Consider the following 22,949-nt stretch of genomic DNA (forward strand, 5'->3'; position numbering starts at 1 on the left):
TCCGGTGCTCACGGACCCGAATGTCCGCTCCGCTCCGGTTCTCAAAAGCCATCATTTTCGGCTCGGCCTGACCTGAATCTCAACACACCCTGGCTCAGCGTTTGACAAATTCGCCAGGTCCTGCTGCTGCGATTAATCGCTGTCGCGCGCGACCAGTTCCAGCGGCCAGACCTCGCGGATGATCCGCGGACCCTCCGGGCCGGCGAAGGCGGGAAGCGACGCCAGCAGCATTTCCGCGAGCCGTTGTCCCATCGGCTCGAGCGCCGGGCGGAAGGCGGTCAGGGCTGGCGAGAAATAGCGGCAGAGCGGCGTGTCGACGATGACGGTCACCGCCATGTCGTGACCCGGTCTGATGCCCATCTCGGCCAGCGCCTTGCAGCCGCCCAGCGCCATCGCATCATTGTTGAAGATGATGGCGGTCGGCGGGGCGTTGGAGCGCATCACCTGCGGCGTCACCCCGTAGCCGCCGGCCTCGTTGATGAAGCCGGACGCGATCAGCTCGGGGTCGACCTCGATGCCGTGCCGCTTCAGGGCCTTGCGGTAGCCGGCCAGGAACAGATAGCCGAAGTTGAGGTCGAGCGACGGGCGGACGGCGGCGATGCGGCGGTGGCCGCGCGCCACAAGGCGGTCGACGGCGTCGGCCCCGGCCTTCTCGAAATCGAGGTCGAGGGAAGGGTAGGACTTGGTTCCGGAGCGGCTGCGGCCGAGCGTGGCGAAGGGAAAGCCGGCCTGGGTGAGATAGTCGATGCGTTCATCCTCGCGCCGCGTCCAGGCCAGCAGCACCGCATCGGCGCGGCGCGTCTCGACGACGCGGCGCAGGCGCTCCTGCTGGTAGTCGCCCGGCGCGCCCATGACCACGGTCAGGTCGAGCCCGCTTTCCGCAAGCCTGGCCTGCAGCCCGATCAGGAACGGAATGAAGAACGGCTCGCCATATTGCTGGTCGCCCGGATGCGGCTGCAGCATGAAGGCGATCGAATGGGTGGCGCCTTGCCGCAGACTGCGGCCGGACTGGTTCGGCGAATAGTTGAGCGTCCTGGCCGCCTCGAGCACGCGCTGGCGCGTGTCGGCATTGACGTCGGCGCGGCCGTTCAGCGCCCGCGACACCGTGCCGATCGAAATGTTCAGGTGACGGGCAAGGTCATGAATGCTGGATGCCAAGTGACTGTACTCCCCTTGCTTGGCTAGCACCGGTAGCCGCTCAGGCCAAGGCGACAGGACGATTTTCACGAGCGGCCAATTGACATTCTACGCCTTCGGGTGTGTTCTCGTAAACGTTTACGGAAAACGTTTACGGTCATGCCGTGGATGCCGTGATGATCGGTCTGGAGGGACCGAGCGGAGGAGGAGCGCCGGATGATCAATGCCGTCCTGGTCGGCTGCGGAGCGATGAGCAAGGCCTGGCTCGATGCCGCGCAGCAAGTCGACGGGCTCGCCATTGTCGGCCTCGTGGATCTCGATGCCGACAGGGCACGGGCGCGGGCGCACGAATACGGCCTCGCCAATGCCGTCATCGGCAGCAGCCTCGATACCGTCCTCGATCAGATCAAACCGCAAGCGGTGTTCGATGTCGTGGTTCCCGCCGCCCGGCGCGCGGTCGCGCTGTCCGCCTTTGCGCACAATTGCCATCTGCTGACGGAAAAGCCGCTCGCCGACAGTCCGGAAAATGCGCGCGCCATCGTCGAGGCCGCGCGCCGCGCCGGGCGCATCCATGCGGTCGTGCAGAACCGCCGCTATGTCGCCAATGTCAGGCGCATCCGGAGGTTCCTGGACTCCGGCGCCATCGGTGCGCCGACCAGCATCCACGCCGACTTCTTCGTCGCGCCGCATTTCGGCGGTTTTCGCGAGGAGATGGCCCATGTGCTGCTGCTCGACATGGCGATCCACACCTTCGACGCCGCTCGCTACATGGTGAATGGCGAGCCGGCCGGCGTCTATTGCCAGGAATGGGAGCCGGCCAGTTCCTGGTACAGGCAGGGATCTTCGGCCAGCGCCGTCTTCGATCTCGGCGACGGCAAGGTCTTCACCTACGCCGGCAGCTGGTGCGCGGCCGGCTTCCGCACCAGTTGGGAAAGTGCATGGCGCATCGTTGCCGAGCGCGGCAGCCTCATCTGGGACGGTCATGACGATTTGAGGGCAGAAGCAGTGATGCCGGGCCGCGAGGGAATGTTCGACAAAACCCAGCCGATCGAGGTGCCGCCGCTCGATGCGTCCGATCGCGTCGGCGGCCATCTCGGCATTCTCCAGGATTTCATGCACGCCATCGAGACCGGCACCGAGCCGGAAACGCGCGGCGGCGACAACATCAAGAGCCTGGCCATGGTTTTTGGCGCCATCGAAAGCGCCGAGACCGGCCGCCGCGTGACAATCGCAGAGGAAGCACAATGACGCCGAACCCGCTTCTCGACATCCGGATCGGCACCATGGTGCGGGCCAATCTCGACGACCCGGCGGCTTACATCAAGCAGATCCTGCCGCTCGGCTTCGAGAGCATCCAGCCCTTCTTCTGGCAGACGCTGGGCGGCAAGGATTTGCCGCGGCTGGCCGGCCAGATCCGCGAGGCGATCGGCGATGCCGACGTCACCGTGTCCTCGCTCGGCGTGTTCGGCAATCCGCTGGAAGACGGCGAGGTCGATCGCGGCGTGCTCAAGGCCTGGGAGACGGTCATCGACAATGCGCATCTGTTCGGCACCTCGATGGTCAGCGGCTTCACCGGCCGCCTGCGCGGCAAGAAGCTGACCGACAGCCTGCCGCGCTTCAAGGAGGTCTGGGGACCGCTGGCCAGACGCGCCGCCGACAAGGGCGTGCGCATCGCCTTCGAGAACTGCGCGATGGACGGCAACTGGGCCGCCGGCGACTGGAACATCGCCCACAATCCGGACGCCTGGGAGCTGATGTTCAACGAAGTGCCGGACGACAATCTCGGGCTGGAATGGGAGCCCTGCCACCAGCTCGTCTATCTGATCGATCCGATGCCGCAGATCCGCAAATGGGCGCCGCGCATCTTCCATGTCCACGGCAAGGACGCGACGGTGCGCTGGGATGTCATCCGCGAGCATGGCGTGTTCGGCCGGCTGCCCTTCGTGCAGATGCGAACGCCGGGCTTCGGCGACAGCGACTGGACGCGGGTGATCAGCGAATTGCGGCTGGCCGGATACAAGGGCGCCATCGACATCGAAGGCTGGCACGACCCTGTCTATCGAGGCGATCTCGAAATCACCGGGCAGGTGCGGGCGCTGGAATATCTCAAGCAATGCCGGGGAGGGGCCAGCTACCTGCCGAACCCGATGTGAGGATCGGCCGGCGGGAGGAGCCGGCCGGGATGTCTGCAACGCACATTGCCGAAGCGAATGTCGAAACCCCTCGCTTGCGAGGACAAAAAGGGAGGATAAGTGCATGAGCATGACGATGAGAAGGACAGTTCTGCGCTCGACCGTCGTGGCCGCCGCCACGGTGCTTGCCGCTGCGATCTCCACCTTGCCCGCGCAGGCGCTCGACGCCAAATGGTGCAAGGACGTCCACATCCGCTTCTTCGTCGGCGGCGCCGAGGGCGACGCTTTCGGCACCATCGTCTACAATGGCGCCAAGCAGGCAGAGGCCGATCTGGGGCCGAAGGTCGACTACATCTTCTCCCAGTGGGACATCGAAAAGATGGTGCAGCAACTGCGCGAGGCCGTCGCGGTCAAGCCCAACGGCATCGCCATGATGGGCCATCCGGGCGACGCATCAATCATGCCGCTCGCCGAACAGGCGCACAAGGACGGCATCAAGATGATGTACCAGAACGTGCCTGTGCCGAAGGTGGTGGAAGCGTTCGGCGGCGGCTATGTCGGCGCCCAGCAGGAACAGCAGGGCCGCGCGCTCGGCGCCGAGGCGTTCAAACTGGGCAAGCTGAAGGCCGGCGACAAGGCGATCATGATCGGCCCGTTCGAAAACGAAAGTCGCGGCGCGCGCGAACGCGGCACGGTGGCGGCGCTCAAGGAAGCCGGCGTCGAGGTCATCCAGTTGTCCTCACCGCCGAGCGGCGAATGGGCGTCCGATCCCAACCTGGCCATTCCGGTGATCACCGCGGCGCTGCTCAACAATCCCGACGTCAAGGCGGTCGGCTATCCCGGCGGGCAGATGCTCGGCAATGTCTCGACCTATATGCAGGCGGCCGGACGCAAGGCGGGCGAGATCTTCAATTTCGGCTTCGACACCAGCCCGCAGATCGTCGAGGGTTTCAAGGGTGGCTGGGTGCAATTGACCGCCGACCAGCAGCCGTTCCTGCAGGGCTATCTGCCGATCCTCAGCCTCTGCCAGCAGGTTGTGCTGGGGCTGGCGCCGATGAATGTCGACACCGGCGCCGGCTTCGTCACGCCCGAAAATTACGAGATCGTCGCCGAGCTCGCCAAGCAGGCGCTGCGCTGACCTCCCAAGCCGCCGGCCGGGATCTCAGGCCCCGGCCGGCGGGACCGCTGGCGACGACGCCGGCACGAGACAATGAAAGCGAGCATCCGATGGCCGAACGCCTCATCGAACTGCGCGACATCAGCAAGTCCTATGGCCAGGTCTATGCACTGGGCGGGGTCAATCTCAGCGTCGACCGCGGCGAGGTGGTCGGCCTGCTCGGCGACAATGGCGCCGGCAAGTCGACGCTGATCAAGATACTCTCGGGCGTGGTCAAGCCGACCAGCGGCGAAATCCTCGTGCGTGGCAAGCCGGTGACCGGGTGGAGCGCGGCGCGTTCGCGCGAGGCCGGCATCGAGACGGTGTTCCAGGACCGGGCGCTGGCCGTGCAGCAGACCATCGTTCGCAACATCTTCATGGGCCGCGAGCTGACCGGCTTCATGGGCTTTCTCAGGGTCAACAAGGAGATCGAGGAGGCAAGCCGGCTGATGCGCGAGATCGGCTTCACCTCGAAAGTGTTCACGCCGCAGTCGATCGTCGGCCAGCTTTCGGGCGGCGAACGCCAGGGCGTGGCGATCGCCCGCGCCATCTACAAGCAGGCCGAGCTGATCGTCCTCGACGAACCGACGACGGCGCTGTCGCTGACCGAGACCGCCAAGGTGTTCCATTTCGTGCGCCAGGTGCGGGCGAGCGGCCGCTCGATCCTGTTCATCGGCCACAACATCCATCATGTCTTCGACATCGCCGACCGCTTCGTGGTGCTGGACCGCGGCAAGGTTGCACTGACGACCGACCGCAGCGAGGTCAAGTCGGCCGAAGATCTCATCAACTTCATGGAAGAGGTCGCGCATCCCGGCGGATTGGCCGGGCTGCACGATGCCGGCGACGCGGAGCAGAGAGCACGATGAGCAAGACCATGGAGCCCAACCTGCACGAGCCGTCCGCCGGCATTCCCCGTCCCAGTTCTCAAAAGGAATGGAGGCACCCATCCGATCACTGGATGCGCGGCTTCATCCTCGACAACCGTGCCGCGCTCGGCACGCTCGCCGTGTTCATCGTCATGATGACGGTGTTCCTGATCGCCAACCCGACCGTTTTCACCACCTGGTATCTCTACCGTTCGGTGCTGACGACGCTCCCCGTTGCGCTGTTCGTGGTGGTGCCGCTGGTCTTCGTCGTCACCTGCGGCGAGATCGACCTGTCGTTTCCGGCAACGATGGGCTTCGCCTCATGGGTCTTCGCGCTGGTCGTGCAGGCCGGCTACGATCCGTTTCTCGGCATCGCCGCGGCACTCGTCACCGGCATGCTGCTCGGCTTCCTGGTAGGCTCGCTGGTCGTCTATGGCGGGCTGTCGTCGTTGATCGCCACGCTGGGCATGAATTTCCTGCTGCGCGGCCTGATCCAGATCATCAACGAGGGCAAGTCGATGGCGCTGACCAGCCTCAGCGACAGCTGGGCCTACACGATCTTCTCCAGCCAGCTCCTGGGCATTCCGGTGCAGATCTTCTGGGCCATCGGCTTCGTCGTGCTGTCGGCGATGCTCTATAACCGCCATCGTTTCGGCGCGCAGGTGAGGGTGGTGGGTGACAATCCCGACAGCGCCCAGCAGATGGGCATCGACGTCAAGCGCGTGCGGGTGAAAGTGTTCGTCTTCGTCGGCATCGGTGCGGCGATCGCCGGCACCTTCTCGGTGATGATCAACTTCACCTGGTGGCCGACCGCCGGTGACGGCTATCTCCTGCCGGTGCTGGCCTCGGTGTTCGTCGGCGGCACGCCGACCTGGGGCGGCATCGGCACCGTCGTCGGCGGCGCCATCGGCGCGGTCACCGTGTCGTTCATCCAGACCGGCGTCGTGGCGGCGGGATTGAGCGGTTTCTATGTGCAGTTCTTCAACGGGCTGATCATCATCCTGTCGCTGCTGGGGCACAAATGGAATCAGGCGCGGTATCGGTGAGGGGCTGTTTCGTTGGCGGACCGCATGCCTTGACGATTGGCGTAGACATCAATCACTTCGTCATCCTCGGGTCTGCGCCGCGTCGCTACCCTCCTTGCTTCGCCCGTGGATGACGAAGGTGAGGCTTCCGCGGGGAAAACGCCATCTTCACACCGCGGCGACAAACCCGTCCAGCACGCGTTTCTGGCCGGCTTTGTCGAAGTCGATGGTCAGCTTGTTGCCTTCGATGGCCGAGATGTTGCCGTTGCCGAATTTCTGGTGGAAGACACGGTCGCCGACGTTGAAGGCGGACGGCTTGTCGGAGACGGATTTGGCGACCAGTTCGCCGTCGATGGTGCGGCCCTTGACCGAGGTGCGGCCGGCGCCGTAGCCGCTGTCCGTCTCGCCGTAGCCGATGCGCTCGACCTGGTGGCCGGAGCGCGAGCCCCAGTTGCGGTCGGTCGCCTCGGTGCGGTTGGCCTGCGCGCGCTGCCAGCCCGGCGTCGCATAGGTGTTGGAGAAGGCGCCGGATTTTTCGCTGTCGGCGCCGACATTGTCGAAGCGCGAGGCGCCATAGGGGTTCTGCCGTCCTGCGCCCTGGCCGCCGCGGCCGGAGGCAAAGGAACCGCCGCCATAGGAATTGCCGTAGCCGCCGTAGGAGTTGCCGCTTTCAGCGACCTCGACATGGGCGTTCGGCAATTCCTCGAGGAAGCGCGACGGGATCGTCGACTGCCACAGGCCATGGATCTGGCGGTTGGAAACAAACCAGATATGCAGGTTCTTCTTGGCCCGCGTCAGGCCGACATAGGCGAGGCGGCGCTCTTCCTCCAGCCCGGAGCGGCCGCCTTCATCGAGCGCGCGCTGATGCGGGAACAGGCCTTCCTCCCAGCCGGGCAGGAACACGGTCTCGAATTCGAGGCCCTTGGCCGAATGCAGCGTCATGATCGAGACGGCGTCGAGCCCGGCATTCTGTTCGGCGTCCATGACCAGCGCGACGTGCTCGAGGAAGGAGCGCAGCGATTCGTACTCCTCCATCGAGCGGATCAGCTCTTTCAGGTTCTCCAGCCGGCCGGGGGCTTCCACCGAGCGGTCGTTCTTCCACATGTCCGTGTAGCCGCTCTCTTCGAGAATGGTCTCGGCGAGTTCGGTGTGCGGCGTGGTTTCCAGCGCCTTCTGCCAGCGCTCGAAATTGGCCGCCACTTCGCGCAAGGCGGCGCGCGGCTTCGGCTTCAACTCGTCGCTTTCGGCGAGCTTGGCGGCGGCCTCCAGCATAGGGATGCGCAGCGCACGGGCGGTGTCGTGGATCTGGCGGATGGTGGCTTCGCCCAAGCCGCGCTTGGGCACATTGACGATACGTTCGAAAGCGAGGTCGTCGGCGCCTTGCGCGACGACACGGAAGAAAGCCATGGCGTCGCGGATTTCCAGGCGCTCGTAGAAGCGCGGGCCACCGATGACGCGGTAGTTGAGGCCGAGTGTGATGAAGCGATCCTCGAAGGCCCGCATCTGGAAGGATGCACGGACAAGAATAGCCATGTCGTTGAGATTGTGCTTCTGGCGCTGATAGGCCTCGATGGTCTCGCCGATGGCGCGGGCTTCTTCTTCGGAATCCCAGGCGGCGTGGACATTGACCTTGCCATCCTCGGGATCGTTGCGATCCGTGAACAGCGTCTTGCCGAAGCGGCCCTCATTGTGGGCGATGAGGTGGGAGGCGGCACCAAGGATGTGCGCGGTCGAGCGGTAGTTGCGCTCCAGCCGGATGATGGTGGCGCCGGGAAAATCCTTGTCGAAACGCAGGATGTTGTCGACCTCGGCGCCGCGCCAGCCATAGATGGATTGGTCGTCATCGCCGACGCAGCAGATGTTTACGGTGGCGCGGGTTTCGGCCGAAGAGCGCCCAATCTCCCCCTCAAGGGGGGAGATCGGCTTGCCTTGAGGCCTTTGCGCCAACAGCCGCAGCCACATGTACTGGGCGGTGTTGGTGTCCTGGTACTCGTCGACGAGGATGTACTTGAAGCACTTATGGTATTCCTTCAGCACGTCCGGATTGGCGCGGAAGATGCGGATCGGGTGGCAGAGCAGGTCGCCGAAATCGCAGGCGTTCAGCGTCTTCAGCCGCTCCTGATAGGCCTTGTAGAGTTCGCGGCCCTTGCCGTTGGCGAAGGCTCGCGCGTCGCCCTCGGCAATGTCGGCGGGGCCTTGCCCCTTGTTCTTCCAGCCGTCGATCATCTGGGCGAACTGCTTGGCCGGCCAGCGCTTGTCGTCCAGACCTTCGGCCTGGATCAACTGCTTGATCAGCCGCACGACGTCGTCGGTGTCGAGGATGGTGAAGTCGGAGCGCAGGCCGGCGAGTTCGGCATGTCTGCGAAGCAGCTTCACTCCAATCGAGTGGAAGGTGCCGAGCCATGGCATGCCCTCGACATTGCCTTCGCCGATCAGGACGCCGATGCGGATCTTCATCTCGCGCGCGGCCTTGTTGGTGAAGGTCACCGCGAGGATCTGCGACGGGAACGCCTTGCCGGTGGCGAGGATGTGGGCGATGCGGGTGGTGAGCACGCGGGTCTTGCCGGTGCCGGCGCCGGCCAGCACCAGAACCGGACCCTCCGTTGTTTCAACAGCTAGCCGCTGCTCCGGGTTGAGTCCCTTCAGATAGTCGGGTGCGTTGTTGTGTCCGCTGCGGGCAGCCATGGCGCGCGCGGCGATACCCGACGGGGCCGAGGGCCGCGCATTGGGTTCGTCGAAAAAGGGCATGTCTTCGGAAAAGCCGGACATCGCCCCCGAATGTAGTGATTCGGTGGGGAAAGACCAGAACTGTCTACGTTTTGTTCCGCTAAAGTGCTGGCGGCAAGGATGTACGGGCTGTTCAGGCCTTGCGATAGCCGAGAGCGACGAAAAATCGCTGCCCTAACGAACGCGCCTCATCGGTCATCACGGCGCCGAGTGCCGTCTGCATCCGGTCGTAGTAATGGCTGCCCGCAGGGGACGCGAGAAATGCCGCGTAAAGCCTGAGATCGTCGAGCGACAAGTCACGATAGGCGAAAGCATTTCCTTCCATGATCCCCTTTTCGGCTTTTTCACGAAGGTTGCCGGCCTGCTTATGCACCAGCACCATTATCTGCTGATCCGATAAAGGCTGCCCGGCTGCCGCGAGCATTCCCGAAACCATCGCATAGCCCATGTTCAATGCGATCGCTTCAGCCATGTCCACGGCGCTGGTATCGTCGACGATTCTCCGGTACAACGCGAGCCGTGCCGGATCTCCCGCCTGAAGTCCTCCAAGGATTTTCGGACCTTCGATCTTCTTGCGCCCCACGGCTTGCGGATCGGACGCTTGGATCTCCAGGGCTGTGACCCGCCTGCCCAATGGTGAATCGAAGAAAGCAGCCAGATCGGTGAGATCGACGGGCTGCAACCGGCCCCTCATCCGCGCCTCTACGGCTTTCTCCATCCTGTCAGCGTCAAAAGCGCCTTCAGCGGCGGCGGACAAGGCTTCCTTGACTTTTTCCGGCCCCGGCACGGATTTGATGCCGGCGACTATGCTTGGGCCGAGGCCGGCCAGCATCTCGTGGAAGCCGCTTGCCTTGTTGATCTCCTCGAGCGTTTGTGCCGACGCCGGTTGACTGCCAGCCATAAGCACGACGAAGCCGAACAGCGCGCCGGCAATGCGCATCCATGGCGGAAAGACGAAGGGCATGACTCGGTCTACTCCACGGTGATGCTGCGACGGAGACTGCTCGATAACCCGACCGCAGGCAAGATGAATTGCCACCTTGGCGTGTGGGCCAGCTTGACAGGCGGGGCGGGCAGGAGAAAGCTGTGCGCAGGGCAGGAACGGGACATCGGGCTGTCCTTGGCGTGGCAAAGCGCAACAGTCGAAGGAGTATCATCTTGGCTGTCACCATCACCTCCCTCATTCTTTTCCTCATCGGCCTGGCACTCGGCGGCGGCGGCATCCGCCTGGCGATGCTGGGCGGCAGCTGGTACTATGTCGTTGCTGGCCTTGCCTTCCTGATCGCCGCCTGGCTGCTCTACCGGCGCCGGTCCACCGCGCTGTGGCTCTACGCGGCGATCGTGCTCGGCACGCTGGCCTGGGCGGTCTGGGAAACCGGCTTCGACTGGTGGGAACTCGGGCCTCGCGGCGGCGTCATCGTGCTTCTCGCTTTGTGGCTGCTGACGCCGTGGGCGAGACGGGGTCTTGTCGGCCCTGACGCACGCGCGCCGCTGATCCTTGCCGTGCTGGCATCACTGGCCGTCGCCGGTTATTCGATGACTTCGGATCCGAAGGACATTGCCGGCGAACTCGGCACCGACAAGGTGGTCGCCAACGCCAATCTCGGCAATGACGTGCCGGCCGGCGAGTGGCATTATTACGGCCGCACGCAGTTCGGCCAGCGCTACTCGCCGCTCGACCAGATCACATCGGACAATGTCGCCAAGCTGCAGCCTGCCTGGACCTACCAGACCGGCGACGTGAAGGGTCCCGACGATGTCGGCGAGACCACCTATCAGGTGACGCCGCTGAAGATCGGCGACACGCTCTACATCTGCACGCCGCATAATTTCGCCATCGCCATCGATGCCGCGAGCGGCAAGGAGAAATGGCGCTTCGATCCCAAGGTCAAGCTCGACAAGGACCGCCAGCACCAGACCTGCCGCGGCGTGGCCTATTACGCCGATGCCGCCGGCGCCGCCGGGCAGCCCTGTGCGACCCGCGTCTACCTGCCGACCTCGGACGCGCGGCTGATCGCGCTCGACGCCGCCAACGGGCAGATCTGTCCGGCTTTCGCCGAGGGCGGCACGCTGAACCTTCTGACCAACATGCCCTATCCGAAGTCGGGCTATTATTACTCGACCTCGGCACCGCTGATCTCAGGCGGCAAGATCATTGTCGGCGGCGCGGTCAACGACAATTATTCGACACAGGAGCCGTCCGGCGTCATTCGCGCCTACGACGCTGCCACCGGCGCGCTGGTGTGGAACTGGGATTCCGGCAATCCGGACCAGACGACGCCGCTGCCGGCCGGCCAGACCTATACCGCCAACTCGCCCAACATGTGGTCGACGCCGAGCGCCGACGAGAAGCTCGGCCTGCTCTACGTGCCGCTCGGCAACCAGACGCCGGATCAGCTCGGCGCCGGGCGCAGTGCCAATGTCGAGAAGTTCTCGTCGTCGATCACCGCGCTCGACCTCAACACCGGACAGGTGCGATGGGTGCGGCAGACCGTGCACCACGATCTATGGGACATGGACGTACCGGCGCAGCCGAGCCTGATCGACATCACCAAACCCGACGGCACGGTGGTGCCGGCGCTGGTCGGACCGACCAAGCAGGGCGATCTGTATGTGCTCGACCGCCGCACCGGTGAGCCGGTCATCGCGGTCAACGAAGTGCCGGCGCCCGGCGGCGCGATCGAAGGCGACCACACATCGCCGACGCAGCCGGTCTCCGACCTCACCTTCATGCCGAAGCCGCTGACCGGCGCCGACATGTGGGGCCTCACCATGTTCGACCAGTTGGCCTGCCGGATCGAATTCCAGGGCCTGCGCTATGAGGGTCGCTATACGCCGCCTTCCGTCCAGGGCTCGCTGATCTACCCCGGCAATTTCGGCACCTTCAACTGGGGTGGCGTCGCCGTCGACCCGGTCCGGCAGGTGCTGTTCGGCATGCCGACCTATCTGGCGTTCAAGTCGCAGTTGATCCCGCGCGATCAGGTGCCGCCGCCGGACGAAGGGCGGGGCAGCGAACAGGGGCTGAACCGCAACGAGGGCGCGCCCTATGCGGTGGTGATGGGACCGTTCCTGTCGCCGCTCGGCATTCCTTGCCAGGCGCCGCCCTGGGGCTATGTCGCCGGTGCCGATCTCAGGACCGGCAAGATCGCCTACAAGCACCGCAACGGCACCGTCTACGACATGACGCCGCTGCCGCTGCCGCTGAAGGTCGGCGTGCCCGGCATCGGCGGGCCGATGGTCACCGCCGGTGGCGTCGCCTTCCTGGGGGCCGCAGTCGACGACTACCTGCGCGCCTACGACCTGACATCGGGCAAGCAGCTGTGGCAGGCGCGGCTGCCGGCCGGCGGGCAATCGACGCCGATGACCTATACGGTCGCCGACGGCCGCCAGTTCGTGGTCATCGTCGCCGGCGGCCACGGTTCGGTCGGCACCAAGCCTGGTGACTATGTGATGGCCTACGCGCTGCCGAAGTAGGGGCGACAGGGTAACGCGATCTTTCAGAGGTCGCGCCGCCCCTCATCTGTGCCGGTATCCTTTCCCCGCATAGTGACCGGGAAAAGTGCCCGACTGGGCGATGAGGGGCGGGAAATCTTCCGATCGGCCCGTTGTCGATCAGCCAATCCCCAAATGACCCTTCAGGCTGGGCACCGAGCCGAGCACCTTGTTGGTCAGGTCGGGGCCGGCGGCGGCTTCGGCCTGCTGGATCAGCGTCGCGCCGGCCTTCTGGATCTGCGCCATGTCGAGCCCGGATGCCTTGAGCGCGGCGATGCCGTTGATCAGCGCGCCGGCCTTCTCGCCGAGAACGCCGCCAAGCGCGCCCTGCAACGACGACAGAAAACCGCCACCGCCGGCCGGAGCGGCGGCCATGACGTCATATTGATGGGCGAGGTCGTCGGCGCCGGGGATTTTGGCGAAGAACGCCGAGGCGCTGGTGCCTTCCGCCTCGTGTTCGAGCACCGAGAAAATGGTGCCGACGACTTTCTCCGTCGTCGCCTGGTCGAGGCCCGCCTTCTGCGAAACGGTGTTGACGATGTCCTGGACGTTCATGGCGTCACCTCAACCCTGGGTTTTCGTGTTGCGGTTCCGCTCAGTGCGGACCCTGATCAACGATAGTCTGCCTGCATTCACAACCATCGAGCGTAGGGCCAAAGCGGCGGCCCCCGCAAGGACGACCGCGCTGGCGAGGATCGGGGAAGGCATGGTCATGGTCTCGCTTCCTTCTGGGTCTGAGGCACGCGGTCAAGATACCGTCGATAGCCACCTTCCTTCACGATTGTGGCAGCGCCAGCAGGATTTATCGCCAATGACTAAAAAGTGATGACACGGCCGCGCATGGGCACCGGCTTTGCTGCCCGGACGCGGCCGGCGGCATACGCCTGAGGCGATCGACGGCAGCGATGAGTGCTCGACTGGATGATGCCGGCTTGGTCCCTATGTAGCTGGGAATTGAAGCCCGAAGCAGAGGAGCCCATCCATGACGAGACCCGACGCCAAGCCCACCATCACCCAGGCGATGATCGACGCCTATGACGAGTACACGCATCTGACGCTCGATCGCCGCCGGTTCATGGAGCAGTTGACCCGGCTTGCCGGATCAGGTGCGGCGGCGGCGATCGCGCCGCTTCTGGCGGCAAATTCGGCGCGAGCAGCAATCGTCGCCGACAACGATCCGCGCGTGAAGGGCGAGGACATCAGCTACCCCGGCGGCAGCGGCGAGATGAAGGGCTATCTGGTCAAGCCGGCGAACCAGGCGGGCAAGCTCGGTACCGTCATCGTCGTGCATGAGAACAGGGGGCTCAACCCGCATATCCGCGATGTGGCGCGGCGCGTGGCGCTGGAAGGCTTCGTGGCGCTGGCGCCGGATTTTCTGTCGCCGCTCGGCGGCACGCCGACCGACGAAGACAGGGCGCGCGACATGTTCGGCAAGCTCGATCCGGCGCAGACCATCGCTGACGGTGTTGCGACCGTCGCTTTCCTCAAGAGCGACAAAGACGGCAACGGCAAGGTCGGCGCTATCGGCTTCTGCTGGGGCGGTGGCACGGTTAACATGCTGGCCGTCAACGCGCCCGATCTCAGTGCCGGCGTTGCCTATTACGGCATGCAGCCGAAGGCCGCCGATGTATCCAAGATCAAGGCGGCCTTGCTGCTGCACTATGGCGGACTGGACGAGCGCATCAATGCCGGCATCGACGCCTTCAAGAAGGAACTCGACGCGGCGCATGTCGACTACACGGTCTATGTTTATGAAGGCGCCAACCACGCCTTCAACAACGATACGTCGGCGGCGCGCTACGACAAGAAGGCGGCTGACCTCGCCTGGGGCAGAACGATCGCCTTCCTTCGGGAAAAACTGAAATGACTTCAGCTGTCATGCCGCCGGCGCCCAGGCGGTTTCGAAGGCCGGCGACAGGGTGAAGCCGGCCGGCCGCGCCGAAACGGGGGGCGGGCGGCGCACGCCTTCCTGCAGGTACCGCAACGCCGACGTCAGCCCGTTCATCGTGTAAGGCTTGGCTATGACGCCGATCGCGCCGGCGAAATGATCGGGGATGCGCTTCGGATTGGCGGTCATGAACACCACCGTCGAACTCTTCCTTTCGCCTATGTACTTGGCCACGTCGATGCCGGACGGCCCGTCACTCAGATGGATGTCGACGAAGGCGATATCGGCTTCGGTCGCATCCGCCATGGCCATGGCTTCCGCCGAAGAGGTCGCCCAGCCGACGACGCTGTGGCCGGCGTCCTCGACAAGGCTCTCCAGCTCCATTGCCAGCAGCGCTTCGTCCTCGATGATCAGGACCTTGAGCGGCTCAATCATGACACATTCCCTTTTTCCTGAGGTTCGTTCGGGATCGAGATAACGACCTTCGTGCCGGGGCCGGTGTCGCGCCATTCGATCTCGGCATGCAACTGGCGGGCGAGCGATTTGATCAGCCGCATGCCGAACGAGGCATCGCCGTTGGCGTCGGCCATGCCGACGCCGTCGTCCGACACCTCGATATTCAAGTGGCCGTCGGGCTGGCTCATTTTGATGCCCAGGCGGCCGGCCGACATTCCGTCGGGCTTGGACTTGAAGGCATGCTTGAGAGCATTGGTGACGAGTTCGTTGACCATCAGAGCGACGGGCGTTGCCTTTTCCGCGGAAATGACGATCGGTTCCAGGTCGAGAGCCGGACTGATCTCAGAGCGCCCCGACGCCGTCAGCAGGTCTGTCACCAAATCCTTGGCGAAATCCGCCACATCGAACTTGCTGACGTCCTTCGACTGATAAAGCCGCCGATGCACCGTGCTCAGGGCTTCGATGCGCTCCAGCATGGTGGTCAACGAACGCCTGATCGCTTCGTCCCGTATGGTCCGCCGCTGCATAATGATGAGGGAAGAGATCATCTGCAGGTTGTTTTTCACCCGGTGATCCACCTCGTGCAGCAAGGTGGTCTGCGCCTCGAGGGCGGCTTCCAGTTCCGCGGTGCGCTCCTTCACCGCCTTTTCGAAGCGGTCCTTGTCCGCGTTGATGCGACTCTCCGATTGTTTGCGATCCGAGACGTCGAGCTGCGATGCGAAAAAGAACTGCAAATCGCCTTTGTCGTTCGAAACGGGGCTGATGTAGAGCGCGTTCCAGAAGGTCGAGCCGTCCCTGCGGTAGTTCAGGATATCGACGCTGACATCGGTTTCATCCTCGATCGCCGCGCGTATCTGTTCGACAGCGGCCTTGTCGGTCTTCGGTCCCTGCAGGAAGCGGCAGTTCCTGCCCAGAACCTCATGACGCTCATATCCGGTCAGTCGCAGGAAAGCGTCATTGGCGAACACGATAGGATTGTCCTGCTGTCGGGGATCGGTAATGATCATCGACATGCGGGTGGCGCGGATAGCCGCCGCGAACGGATCGCCCTTGCCGTGCTCGACATGCAGATCGTCCGTCATGTGCCAGGCGTCGGCAGGCTCCCTGGTCCGTTTCCATTCCATTCTGTCACTCCAAGCCATTTTCGCGGGTGACAACGGATCAGACGCCGATTTGGTTCAATCTTGAGCCTTCCTGTCGCAGTTCGTACCGAGAATCAGGCCTCCGGAGTTAGCCGGCCGATGCCGGCTTGTGGAAGGCGACGCCGGCGACCACCAGCGCAATGCCGAGGCAATCGATAAAACCCGGAATCTGGCGCAGCACGACGACGCCGATCAGCGTCGCGGTGACCGGCAGCAGCGACAGCATCAGCGCGAAGCTCGCACGTGGCAGCCGCGACATGGCGAACTGGTCGCAGATGTAAGGAATGACCGACGAGCAGATGCCGACGCCGATGGCGGCGAGCAGCAGCGGCAGTGAGAAAAAGGCCGGCAGCGCATCGGTGAAGCCGATCGGCAGCACGACGATGAAGGCGATCGCCATGGCAGCACCCAGGCCGGCGATGCCGCTGCCGGCGCCTGAAGCGGCGACGCGATGGCCGAGTACGATGTAACCGACAAACAGCGCCCCGTTGAGGATGGCCCAGAACAGCCCGATGGGATCGTCGGACCATCTGACATCGATGAGCAGCAAGGTGCCGGCGACGGCGATGGCAAGGGCGGCGAGATTGCGCGTGCTCCTGAGGCCGATCGCCGCGACGCCGATGATGCCGACGAATTCGATCGCCGCCACCAGCGAGATCGGCAGTCGGTCGAGCGCCAGGTAGAACGAACAGTTCATCACCGCCAGACAGGCGCCGAAGGCCAGCAACAGCAGCCGCGTCGTGCCATCGGCGCGTGCGAAGCTTCGCCATGGACGGGTCAGGGGTGCGAAGATGAGTGCTGCCGTGGCGATGCGCAGCCACGCCATGCCGAGCACGCCGACATGCGGGAAAAGCAGCACGGCGAAGGCCGGCCCGAGATAGTGGAAGACGGCGCTGACGCCGAACCAGACATGCGGCGGCAGTTTTTCCGTCAGCTTGCCCAGGGTGAAGTTGCCCGGGGCAGCGGTCGCCGCGAGAGCTTGCGTTTGATCATCCATCGGATCAGTATCGCAGGCAGATTTGCCTATTTATATAGATGATGATTAGCTATTTCGGCTATCTTTCTCCCGGAATAAAGGAGTTTTCCATGAAGCGCCTTCGAACTGAAAGCGCCGATCTCGATGCCGCCGACATGAAGATCCTGCGCCTGCTGGAAAAGGACGCGCGCACCAGCACGGCGGAGCTGGCACGCTCGGTGGGCCTGTCGGCACCGAGTGTGGCTGAGCGCATCAAGCGGCTGCAGGAAAGCGGCGTCATCGAGGCCTATTCGGTCAGGATCAACCCGACGGCACTCGGCCTGCCGCTGTCGGCATGGCTGCGCATCCGGCCAGTGCCGGGGCAGTTGGCCGTCGTGGCCGAGATCATCCGCGAACTGCCGGAGATCGTGCAATGCGACCGCGTAACTGGAGAGGATTGTTTCATCGCGCTGGCGCATGTCGGGTCGGTGGTCGACCTCGAGCGGGTGATCGACCGCATCATTCCCTACGCGATGACCAACACGGCGATCATCCAGTCCTCGCCGGTGGTGGCGCGTTCGGCCCTGGCGGCGTTGAGGCGCCAGGCTTGACCTGCGGGGATTGTTCCGTTCGAGGACCTTATGCGTGGCCGCGCTTCATGCGCGCCTGTTTCAGGATGGCGCGCCAGCGGATCATGTCGAACGGGATCGGCTCGTTGTTGTTGGCGATGTGGAAGATCTCATTGTTGACGTTCTTGAGCGAGCGCCAGAAATCGTAGTCGGTGATGCGCGGATCGGCAGCCAACCTGTCCACCTCGACCTTGATGTCGGTTTTCATGCACTTTCCTCGAACCGGCGCCGCGCCGCCCGTGTCGCTACCTCGATGCAGATCGTTTTCGACCGGCCCGCTGAGTCGCGCAACGGCTCAAATGGCTTGTTCCCGTTAAAACCTTGGTAAGGTTAACGAGGGCGCCGCGCCGCTTCAAGCGCCGCCGCCGGTCGATGGCAAGGTTCTGCGATTTTAGATCGCCGGTGTGGCTTTGAAGCCGGAAACGAGACGTGTCGGCATCGCCCTATTTGCGTTTGATGCCGATCGAGCGGCCGGCCCGCTCCGGCATCGGCAGGGCCGAATGGGCGGCGCGCATGTCTTCGACCCTGGCCAGCACATCGGCGGGGAAGGGCGCCACCTTCGGCCCCGACATGTCGACATGCAGCGACAGCGATTCGGAAGTCGCGGCCAGCCAGCCGTCGACATGGCGGATTTCCTGATAGGCCCGCAGCCGCTTGTCGTCATGGTCGATGAGCTGGAAGGAGACCGTGACCTTGTGCTCGAGATGCAGCTCCTGCACGTAGCAGACATGGACTTCGGCGGTGTAGATGGTGAGGCGGCGATCCCTGGCATAGTTCGGTCCCATGCCCATTGCCTCGAAGGCGTCGTCCGAGCAGCGGTCGAACAGCACGTTGTAATAGGCCATGTTGAGATGGCCGTTGTAGTCGATCCAGTCCTTCTCGATGTCCATGGGTTTCGAGACGAAGGGAGTGGGGATGGGCATCGAAACTTCCTTGTTCTGGTGCTGGACAGAGCGTGGCTCCGGAGACTCTATTTGTTCTGACGCAATTTCGGACGGAAAACCGCTTCACACTTTTCCTGGAATTGCTTTACGCATCCATAGACGCATAACAAGCATGGACGCTGGTCCATTCGCGGAGGAATTCATGGCTCTGAGCGACCTCAACCCGGTCGAACGCAACGAGGAAGGCATCGCTGCGGTGCTCGGGATCCTCAAGCAGCAGCTCGGCGAGCGATTCCAGACCGGCCAGGCGATCCGCTCGCAGCATGCACATACCACCACCTACATTCCGACGCAGGCACCGGATGGCGTTGCGTTCCCCGAGACGACGGCCGAGGTGCAGGAGATCGTGCGCGCCTGTGCGGCGCACCGCGTGCCGGTGATCGCCTTCGGCGTCGGCTCCTCGCTGGAGGGTCACACCAACGCACCGGGCGGCGGCATATCGGTCGACACATCGCGCATGAACCGTATCCTGGCGGTCAATCCGCAGGATCTCGACTGCACGGTCGAACCCGGCGTCACCCGTGAGGATTTGAACCGGCATCTGCGCGACACCGGCCTGTTCTTTCCGATCGATCCCGGCGCCAATGCCTCGCTGGGCGGCATGGCCGCAACGCGGGCCTCCGGCACCAACGCGGTGCGCTACGGAACGATGCGCGAGAACGTGCTGTCGCTGACCGCCGTCATGGCCGACGGCGAAACGGTGACAACCGGCAAGCGGGCGAAAAAGAGCTCGGCCGGCTATGATCTGACGCGGCTGCTGGTCGGCTCGGAAGGCACGCTCGGCATCATCACGTCGCTGACCTTGAAGCTGCAAGGCATCCCGCAGGCGATCTCCGGCGGCGTCTGCCCGTTTCCGAGCGTCGAGGCGGCCTGCAACGCGGTCATCGCGACGATCCAGATGGGCATCCCGGTGGCGCGCATCGAACTGGTCAACGCCTTGCAGATGCGGGCGATGAAGAATTATTCCAAGCTCGACTATCCCGAGAGCCCGTGCCTGTTCGTCGAGTTTCATGGTAGCGATGCCGGCGTTGCCGAACAGGCCGAAACCTTCGGCATGATCGCGGAGGAAAATGGCGGCGGGCCGTTCCTGTGGACCAGCGTCGCCGAGGAGCGCACCAAATTGTGGAAGGCGAGGCACGACGCCTACTGGTCGTCGCTGACCCTGCGGCCGGGAGCCAAGGGGCTGTCGACCGATGTCTGCGTGCCGATCTCGCGCTTTGCCGAATGCGTCATGGAAACCGAGGCCGATATCGCCGAGATGGGCCTGATCGCGCCGATCGTCGGCCATGCCGGCGACGGCAATTTCCACGTGCTGGTGCTGATGGATGTGAACGATCCCAAGGAGATCGCGCTGTCGGAAAAGTTCGTCGCGCGGCTCAACATGCGAGCCATCGCCATGGACGGCACCTGCACCGGCGAGCACGGCATCGGCCAGGGCAAGATCGGCTTCCTGCGCCACGAGCTCGGCCACGGCGTCGACATCATGCGCACCATCAAGCAGGCGCTGGATCCGCAAAACATCATGAATCCGGGCAAAATCCTGCCGCAAAACTAGCCAGTCCTTCGACGCAAGGTTCGCATGCGGCTTTGTCCTGGACCGAGCCACGTTTCAGGCCGAGATCGGCCGCACGGTGGGCCTGGAATTGCCGGCACCTTCGGAACCGATTCCCACCTTTTCACGTTGCGGCAACCGACGCATATCGTCAAAGCGGAGCGGCCGCCCATGAACTGGAAAGGCGTCTGGAAGAATCAATACGGGTCCATTGTCGAGATCACCGATGATGCGGACAATCGTATATCGGGATCGTTTCGAACCGCGCTGCCGGATAGCGGTTTCCATGGCCAGGAGATTCCGATTTAGGCGTCCACCGCGGCGACTGCATCAGTTTTGCCGGCGGCGGAAAGACGGCGGTTGGGGATGCGATCGTTTCCTACACCGGCCTCCTTCGGGCGGGCAAAATGGAGACGTTGTGGTTTGTCGTCTCGGATGCGGCGATAAAGGCCGGCGGCGAGGGCCAACCCGCGAAAATCGAAAAGCTGAATTGGTGGCGTTCGATGTCGACCAGCGCGGACACGTTCCAAAGAAGCTAGTGTCGACGGCAGCTCGTTCGGGGTTCACGCGCGACGCACCGGCTCGGCCTGATGAAGATAGCCGGTGAACGTGTCGGGAGACGTGGGTTTCGACAATTGGGTCACGATCCTGCCGACCTCGCCGCGATGATAGCCGCCATGGGTAATGACGTGTGCCAACATCTCCTCGCGTGACATTTCCCCTGGAGCACCACTGGCAAAGGTGAAGGGGATCGGCTCCGCCAGAGCTTCGGGCTCCAGCTGTTCGACATAGCGCAGATACCACTGGTCGGTTTCGGTGATCGCCTTCGATAACTCGGCGAGTGTCGGCGTGCTGCTCGTGCCTGTATCGCGAAAACCGTGCTTCTGCTTCTGGACGTTCGAGGCAAAAATCTTGTCGACGACATGCGCGTGATTGATGGTCTCGAGGATCGTGCCGAACTGCTCTTCCGATACGTCGCTCTCGATCCCTGCCAGCAAGGCAAGCAGCCCATCATCAGCCCATGATTTGTAGCGGAACAGGGAGTGAAGCAGGGTCTTGCTGCTCATGATGGCCTCTCGTTGTTCAGGTGACAGGCGGGACTTGCTTGTCGCGGCCCGCTCGATAAATGTGAGCTGACAGTCGCATTTTGCGGAAGAAGCCCCGATATGGCTACTCGCGTTCCCTTGCAATCTGGAAGCGTGCGCAAAGCACCACGGCAGCAGCGTTCGCGTGCGACCGTGGACATGATCGTGGAGGCGGCGGCTCGCGTTCTGGCACGGCGCGGCTGGGCGGATTTCACCACCAATGAAACGGCGTCCGTGGGCGGCGTCAGCGTCGGTTCGATCTACCAGTATTTCCCCAACAAGCTGGCCTTGGCGGAGGAGATCCGCAAACGCCATCTCGACGCGGTGCTCGCGGCCATATCCGGTTCGGATGAGCGCGACTCAGCGATCACGGTGGAACAGCGGGCGGCCAAGCTTGTCGATGGCGTCGTCGCCGCCCACAGCGTCGATCAGGAACTGCATCGCGTCCTGATCGACGAAGTGCCGCTTGCCGCCCGCTCGACGCAGGATCAGTTCGAGGCGGAGTATCTGCGCCGCTACCGGGCGGTAATCGCGTCGGCCAAGGGCAAAGCCGATCCCGAACGCGACGACATTGCCGCGCGCGTGCTGTCGGGCGCGGTCGAAGGGGTCGTGCACGCCGCGGCGCGACATGGCGAACTCCAATCGCCGGCCTTGCGAGCGGAACTCATCGAACTGGTCTGCGCCTATCTGCGCAGCCGACGCACGGGCTGATCGCTCGGCATCTAACTGAGCCCGACTAGCTCTTCTGTGCACCCTCGACAAGCACTTGCAGCATGGGGCGGGTTGGCGCGAAGAACGTCGTGCCGGTGTGCGGCGTCGAGAAATCGAGCAGCCTGTCGTAAGCGCCCGGCGGGTCACCGATATACATTCGCTGCAGCATCTTCTCGATCACCCAGAGATACCTGCTATAGCCGATAAAGTAGGTGCCGAACTCGTTTAGCCCCGGCCGGCCGAAGGGCATGTTGTCGCGCAATATGTCGTATTCGTTGCCGTCGGCATCCTCGATGGTGGCCAGTGATTTGTGCGATTTGCGCAGCGCGTCGTCATCGTCGATTTCGATGTTGTCGATCTTGGTGCGGCCGATGATTTCCTCCTGGAGAGGCGTCGGCGTTCTCGCCCACGCCTGGAGATCGTGCAGATATTTCTGGACGACGATATAGCTGCCGCCGGCGAAATCGGCGTCTTCATCGCCGACGAGCGCCGAGGCCGGCAGATCGAGACCCGTCGGGTTGGCGGTGCCGTCGACAAAGCCGAGCAGGTCGCGCGCATCGAAATAGCGAAAGCCCGTCACTTCGTCGATGACGCTTACGCCGTCACCGAGATTGTCGAGCAGGATGCGCTCGAACTCGAAGCACATGTCGGGTCGCTCGGAGCGGATGTGGAAGAGAAGATCGCCGGCGGTCGAAGGCGCCGAATGAACGGCACCCTTGATCGGCGCGAACGGTTTCAGTTCCAGCGGCCGCCGGTCTGGAGAGAGACGATCCCAGAGATCGCGGCCGATGCCGGCGATGCACGACAGCCGCCCGGAAAGGTCGCGGAATCCGACATTTTTGACCAGGTCGTCGAGTTTGCCGAGCACCGACGCAACCTTGGCGAGCGCGCTCTGCCCACTGGCGACGGCGACGACAAGAAAGACCGCCGAAAGCGACAGCGGAGCGTCGACACTTTGCGCATCGATCGGCACGCGATCCCAGTTCTTGCCCGACATCCGATTTCTCCGCTTCGCCGGGATTTGTTTCAGATCACCGGAGATCGCGCAA

At 63.8% G+C, this 22,949-nt stretch carries 22 protein-coding genes; 10 read left to right on the forward strand and 12 right to left on the reverse strand.

Annotated features, from left to right (window positions below):
• Positions 1 to 132: 132 nt before the first annotated feature.
• Entirely contained in the window at positions 133 to 1,158 is a 1,026-nt protein-coding gene (locus A9K65_RS17235) for a LacI family DNA-binding transcriptional regulator (RefSeq protein WP_064993804.1), read from the reverse strand.
• 195 nt (positions 1,159 to 1,353) lie between these two features.
• Between A9K65_RS17235 and A9K65_RS17240 the strand changes: the two genes are divergently transcribed.
• The 5 genes from A9K65_RS17240 to A9K65_RS17260 all read left to right on the forward strand — a co-directional run bounded on the left by A9K65_RS17240 (position 1,354) and on the right by A9K65_RS17260 (position 6,340).
• Positions 1,354 to 2,385, forward strand: coding sequence for a Gfo/Idh/MocA family oxidoreductase (locus A9K65_RS17240; protein ID WP_064993803.1), 1,032 nt, complete (start codon positions 1,354 to 1,356; stop codon positions 2,383 to 2,385).
• A complete protein-coding gene (locus A9K65_RS17245) occupies positions 2,382 to 3,290 on the forward strand; it encodes a sugar phosphate isomerase/epimerase (protein WP_013530991.1) in 909 nt (302 codons plus the stop codon). The genes A9K65_RS17240 and A9K65_RS17245 overlap by 4 nt, the downstream gene beginning before the upstream one ends.
• Before the next feature lie 103 nt (positions 3,291 to 3,393).
• On the forward strand, positions 3,394 to 4,407 hold the full coding sequence (locus tag A9K65_RS17250) for a substrate-binding domain-containing protein (protein WP_013530992.1): 1,014 nt from the start codon (positions 3,394 to 3,396) through the stop codon (positions 4,405 to 4,407).
• Between the two features lie 89 nt (positions 4,408 to 4,496).
• Entirely contained in the window at positions 4,497 to 5,294 is a 798-nt protein-coding gene (locus tag A9K65_RS17255) for an ATP-binding cassette domain-containing protein (RefSeq protein WP_013530993.1), read from the forward strand.
• Entirely contained in the window at positions 5,291 to 6,340 is a 1,050-nt protein-coding gene (locus A9K65_RS17260) for an ABC transporter permease (RefSeq protein WP_064993802.1), read from the forward strand. The genes A9K65_RS17255 and A9K65_RS17260 overlap by 4 nt, the downstream gene beginning before the upstream one ends.
• Before the next feature lie 147 nt (positions 6,341 to 6,487).
• Here the strand turns inward: A9K65_RS17260 and A9K65_RS17265 are convergent, their stop codons facing one another.
• Both A9K65_RS17265 and A9K65_RS17270 read right to left on the reverse strand, forming a co-directional pair.
• The gene (locus A9K65_RS17265) at positions 6,488 to 9,088 is read right to left on the reverse strand and encodes a UvrD-helicase domain-containing protein (protein ID WP_064993801.1); all 2,601 of its coding nucleotides are present in this window, start codon (positions 9,086 to 9,088) and stop codon (positions 6,488 to 6,490) included.
• A 91-nt stretch (positions 9,089 to 9,179) separates the two neighbouring features.
• Positions 9,180 to 10,010: a DUF2059 domain-containing protein gene (locus A9K65_RS17270; RefSeq protein WP_064993800.1), complete on the reverse strand. Its 831-nt coding sequence runs from the start codon at positions 10,008 to 10,010 to the stop codon at positions 9,180 to 9,182.
• 194 nt (positions 10,011 to 10,204) lie between these two features.
• Here A9K65_RS17270 and A9K65_RS17275 point away from each other — a divergent pair, with 194 nt between their 5' ends.
• Positions 10,205 to 12,520 carry a glucose/quinate/shikimate family membrane-bound PQQ-dependent dehydrogenase gene (locus tag A9K65_RS17275; protein WP_064993799.1) on the forward strand — a complete coding sequence of 772 codons (2,316 nt, stop codon included), beginning with the start codon at positions 10,205 to 10,207 and terminating at the stop codon, positions 12,518 to 12,520.
• Positions 12,521 to 12,658: 138 nt separating this feature from the next.
• Here A9K65_RS17275 and A9K65_RS17280 read toward each other — a convergent pair whose 3' ends face one another.
• Positions 12,659 to 13,093, reverse strand: coding sequence for a hypothetical protein (locus A9K65_RS17280; RefSeq protein ID WP_013530999.1), 435 nt, complete (start codon positions 13,091 to 13,093; stop codon positions 12,659 to 12,661).
• Positions 13,094 to 13,520: 427 nt separating this feature from the next.
• Between A9K65_RS17280 and A9K65_RS17290 the strand changes: the two genes are divergently transcribed.
• Positions 13,521 to 14,405 carry a dienelactone hydrolase family protein gene (locus tag A9K65_RS17290; RefSeq protein ID WP_064993797.1) on the forward strand — a complete coding sequence of 295 codons (885 nt, stop codon included), beginning with the start codon at positions 13,521 to 13,523 and terminating at the stop codon, positions 14,403 to 14,405.
• 9 nt (positions 14,406 to 14,414) lie between these two features.
• On the opposite strand, the gene A9K65_RS17295 is transcribed toward A9K65_RS17290, so the two are convergent.
• The 3 genes from A9K65_RS17295 to A9K65_RS17305 all read right to left on the reverse strand — a co-directional run bounded on the left by A9K65_RS17295 (position 14,415) and on the right by A9K65_RS17305 (position 17,021).
• On the reverse strand, positions 14,415 to 14,861 hold the full coding sequence (locus A9K65_RS17295; protein ID WP_013531002.1) for a response regulator: 447 nt from the start codon (positions 14,859 to 14,861) through the stop codon (positions 14,415 to 14,417).
• Complete coding sequence (locus tag A9K65_RS17300; RefSeq protein ID WP_027160613.1) at positions 14,858 to 16,006, reverse strand: histidine kinase dimerization/phosphoacceptor domain -containing protein; 1,149 nt, start codon at positions 16,004 to 16,006, stop codon at positions 14,858 to 14,860. Before A9K65_RS17300 ends, A9K65_RS17295 begins: the two co-directional genes overlap by 4 nt.
• Positions 16,007 to 16,112: 106 nt before the next feature.
• Positions 16,113 to 17,021 carry a DMT family transporter gene (locus tag A9K65_RS17305; RefSeq protein ID WP_064993796.1) on the reverse strand — a complete coding sequence of 303 codons (909 nt, stop codon included), beginning with the start codon at positions 17,019 to 17,021 and terminating at the stop codon, positions 16,113 to 16,115.
• A gap of 89 nt (positions 17,022 to 17,110) precedes the next feature.
• Between A9K65_RS17305 and A9K65_RS17310 the strand changes: the two genes are divergently transcribed.
• Positions 17,111 to 17,590, forward strand: coding sequence for an Lrp/AsnC family transcriptional regulator (locus tag A9K65_RS17310; RefSeq protein ID WP_013531005.1), 480 nt, complete (start codon positions 17,111 to 17,113; stop codon positions 17,588 to 17,590).
• A gap of 28 nt (positions 17,591 to 17,618) precedes the next feature.
• Here A9K65_RS17310 and A9K65_RS17315 read toward each other — a convergent pair whose 3' ends face one another.
• Together A9K65_RS17315 and A9K65_RS17320 are read right to left on the reverse strand one after the other, a co-directional pair.
• On the reverse strand, positions 17,619 to 17,816 hold the full coding sequence (locus tag A9K65_RS17315) for a hypothetical protein (RefSeq protein ID WP_013531006.1): 198 nt from the start codon (positions 17,814 to 17,816) through the stop codon (positions 17,619 to 17,621).
• A gap of 235 nt (positions 17,817 to 18,051) precedes the next feature.
• Positions 18,052 to 18,531, reverse strand: coding sequence for a thioesterase family protein (locus tag A9K65_RS17320; RefSeq protein ID WP_013531007.1), 480 nt, complete (start codon positions 18,529 to 18,531; stop codon positions 18,052 to 18,054).
• A 163-nt stretch (positions 18,532 to 18,694) separates the two neighbouring features.
• Between A9K65_RS17320 and A9K65_RS17325 the strand changes: the two genes are divergently transcribed.
• A complete protein-coding gene (locus A9K65_RS17325; protein WP_064994044.1) occupies positions 18,695 to 20,107 on the forward strand; it encodes an FAD-linked oxidase C-terminal domain-containing protein in 1,413 nt (470 codons plus the stop codon).
• A 54-nt stretch (positions 20,108 to 20,161) separates the two neighbouring features.
• Here the strand turns inward: A9K65_RS17325 and A9K65_RS36615 are convergent, their stop codons facing one another.
• Positions 20,162 to 20,392, reverse strand: coding sequence for a hypothetical protein (locus A9K65_RS36615; protein ID WP_157678516.1), 231 nt, complete (start codon positions 20,390 to 20,392; stop codon positions 20,162 to 20,164).
• A gap of 275 nt (positions 20,393 to 20,667) precedes the next feature.
• Complete coding sequence (locus A9K65_RS17335; RefSeq protein WP_064993795.1) at positions 20,668 to 21,171, reverse strand: DinB family protein; 504 nt, start codon at positions 21,169 to 21,171, stop codon at positions 20,668 to 20,670.
• A gap of 132 nt (positions 21,172 to 21,303) precedes the next feature.
• On the opposite strand from A9K65_RS17335, the gene A9K65_RS17340 reads away from it, so the two are divergent.
• On the forward strand, positions 21,304 to 21,900 hold the full coding sequence (locus A9K65_RS17340; RefSeq protein ID WP_198327501.1) for a TetR/AcrR family transcriptional regulator: 597 nt from the start codon (positions 21,304 to 21,306) through the stop codon (positions 21,898 to 21,900).
• 25 nt (positions 21,901 to 21,925) lie between these two features.
• Here the strand turns inward: A9K65_RS17340 and A9K65_RS17345 are convergent, their stop codons facing one another.
• Positions 21,926 to 22,897 (reverse strand): Dyp-type peroxidase, encoded by a 972-nt coding sequence (locus tag A9K65_RS17345; protein WP_064993793.1) that lies wholly within the window; start codon positions 22,895 to 22,897, stop codon positions 21,926 to 21,928.
• Positions 22,898 to 22,949: the final 52 nt, after the last annotated feature.

It is taken from the genome of Mesorhizobium sp. WSM1497 (assembly GCF_001672455.2).
GTDB lineage: Bacteria > Pseudomonadota > Alphaproteobacteria > Rhizobiales > Rhizobiaceae > Mesorhizobium > Mesorhizobium ciceri.

Excerpts from the sequence above, each read along its gene's own strand:
- A9K65_RS17240 (WP_064993803.1), top strand. The coding sequence starts at position 1,354 with ATGATCAATGCCGTCCTGGTCGGCTGCGGAGCGATGAGCAAGGCCTGG.
- A9K65_RS17245 (WP_013530991.1), top strand. The coding sequence starts at position 2,382 with ATGACGCCGAACCCGCTTCTCGACATCCGGATCGGCACCATGGTGCGG.
- A9K65_RS17250 (WP_013530992.1), top strand. The coding sequence starts at position 3,394 with ATGAGCATGACGATGAGAAGGACAGTTCTGCGCTCGACCGTCGTGGCC.
- A9K65_RS17255 (WP_013530993.1), top strand. The coding sequence starts at position 4,497 with ATGGCCGAACGCCTCATCGAACTGCGCGACATCAGCAAGTCCTATGGC.
- A9K65_RS17260 (WP_064993802.1), top strand. The coding sequence starts at position 5,291 with ATGAGCAAGACCATGGAGCCCAACCTGCACGAGCCGTCCGCCGGCATT.
- A9K65_RS17265 (WP_064993801.1), bottom strand. The coding sequence starts at position 9,088 with ATGTCCGGCTTTTCCGAAGACATGCCCTTTTTCGACGAACCCAATGCG.
- A9K65_RS17270 (WP_064993800.1), bottom strand. The coding sequence starts at position 10,010 with ATGCCCTTCGTCTTTCCGCCATGGATGCGCATTGCCGGCGCGCTGTTC.
- A9K65_RS17280 (WP_013530999.1), bottom strand. The coding sequence starts at position 13,093 with ATGAACGTCCAGGACATCGTCAACACCGTTTCGCAGAAGGCGGGCCTC.
- A9K65_RS17290 (WP_064993797.1), top strand. The coding sequence starts at position 13,521 with ATGACGAGACCCGACGCCAAGCCCACCATCACCCAGGCGATGATCGAC.
- A9K65_RS17295 (WP_013531002.1), bottom strand. The coding sequence starts at position 14,861 with ATGATTGAGCCGCTCAAGGTCCTGATCATCGAGGACGAAGCGCTGCTG.
- A9K65_RS17300 (WP_027160613.1), bottom strand. The coding sequence starts at position 16,006 with ATGGAATGGAAACGGACCAGGGAGCCTGCCGACGCCTGGCACATGACG.
- A9K65_RS17305 (WP_064993796.1), bottom strand. The coding sequence starts at position 17,021 with ATGGATGATCAAACGCAAGCTCTCGCGGCGACCGCTGCCCCGGGCAAC.
- A9K65_RS17310 (WP_013531005.1), top strand. The coding sequence starts at position 17,111 with ATGAAGCGCCTTCGAACTGAAAGCGCCGATCTCGATGCCGCCGACATG.
- A9K65_RS17315 (WP_013531006.1), bottom strand. The coding sequence starts at position 17,816 with ATGAAAACCGACATCAAGGTCGAGGTGGACAGGTTGGCTGCCGATCCG.
- A9K65_RS17320 (WP_013531007.1), bottom strand. The coding sequence starts at position 18,531 with ATGCCCATCCCCACTCCCTTCGTCTCGAAACCCATGGACATCGAGAAG.
- A9K65_RS17325 (WP_064994044.1), top strand. The coding sequence starts at position 18,695 with ATGGCTCTGAGCGACCTCAACCCGGTCGAACGCAACGAGGAAGGCATC.
- A9K65_RS36615 (WP_157678516.1), bottom strand. The coding sequence starts at position 20,392 with ATGGAAACCGCTATCCGGCAGCGCGGTTCGAAACGATCCCGATATACG.
- A9K65_RS17335 (WP_064993795.1), bottom strand. The coding sequence starts at position 21,171 with ATGAGCAGCAAGACCCTGCTTCACTCCCTGTTCCGCTACAAATCATGG.
- A9K65_RS17345 (WP_064993793.1), bottom strand. The coding sequence starts at position 22,897 with ATGTCGGGCAAGAACTGGGATCGCGTGCCGATCGATGCGCAAAGTGTC.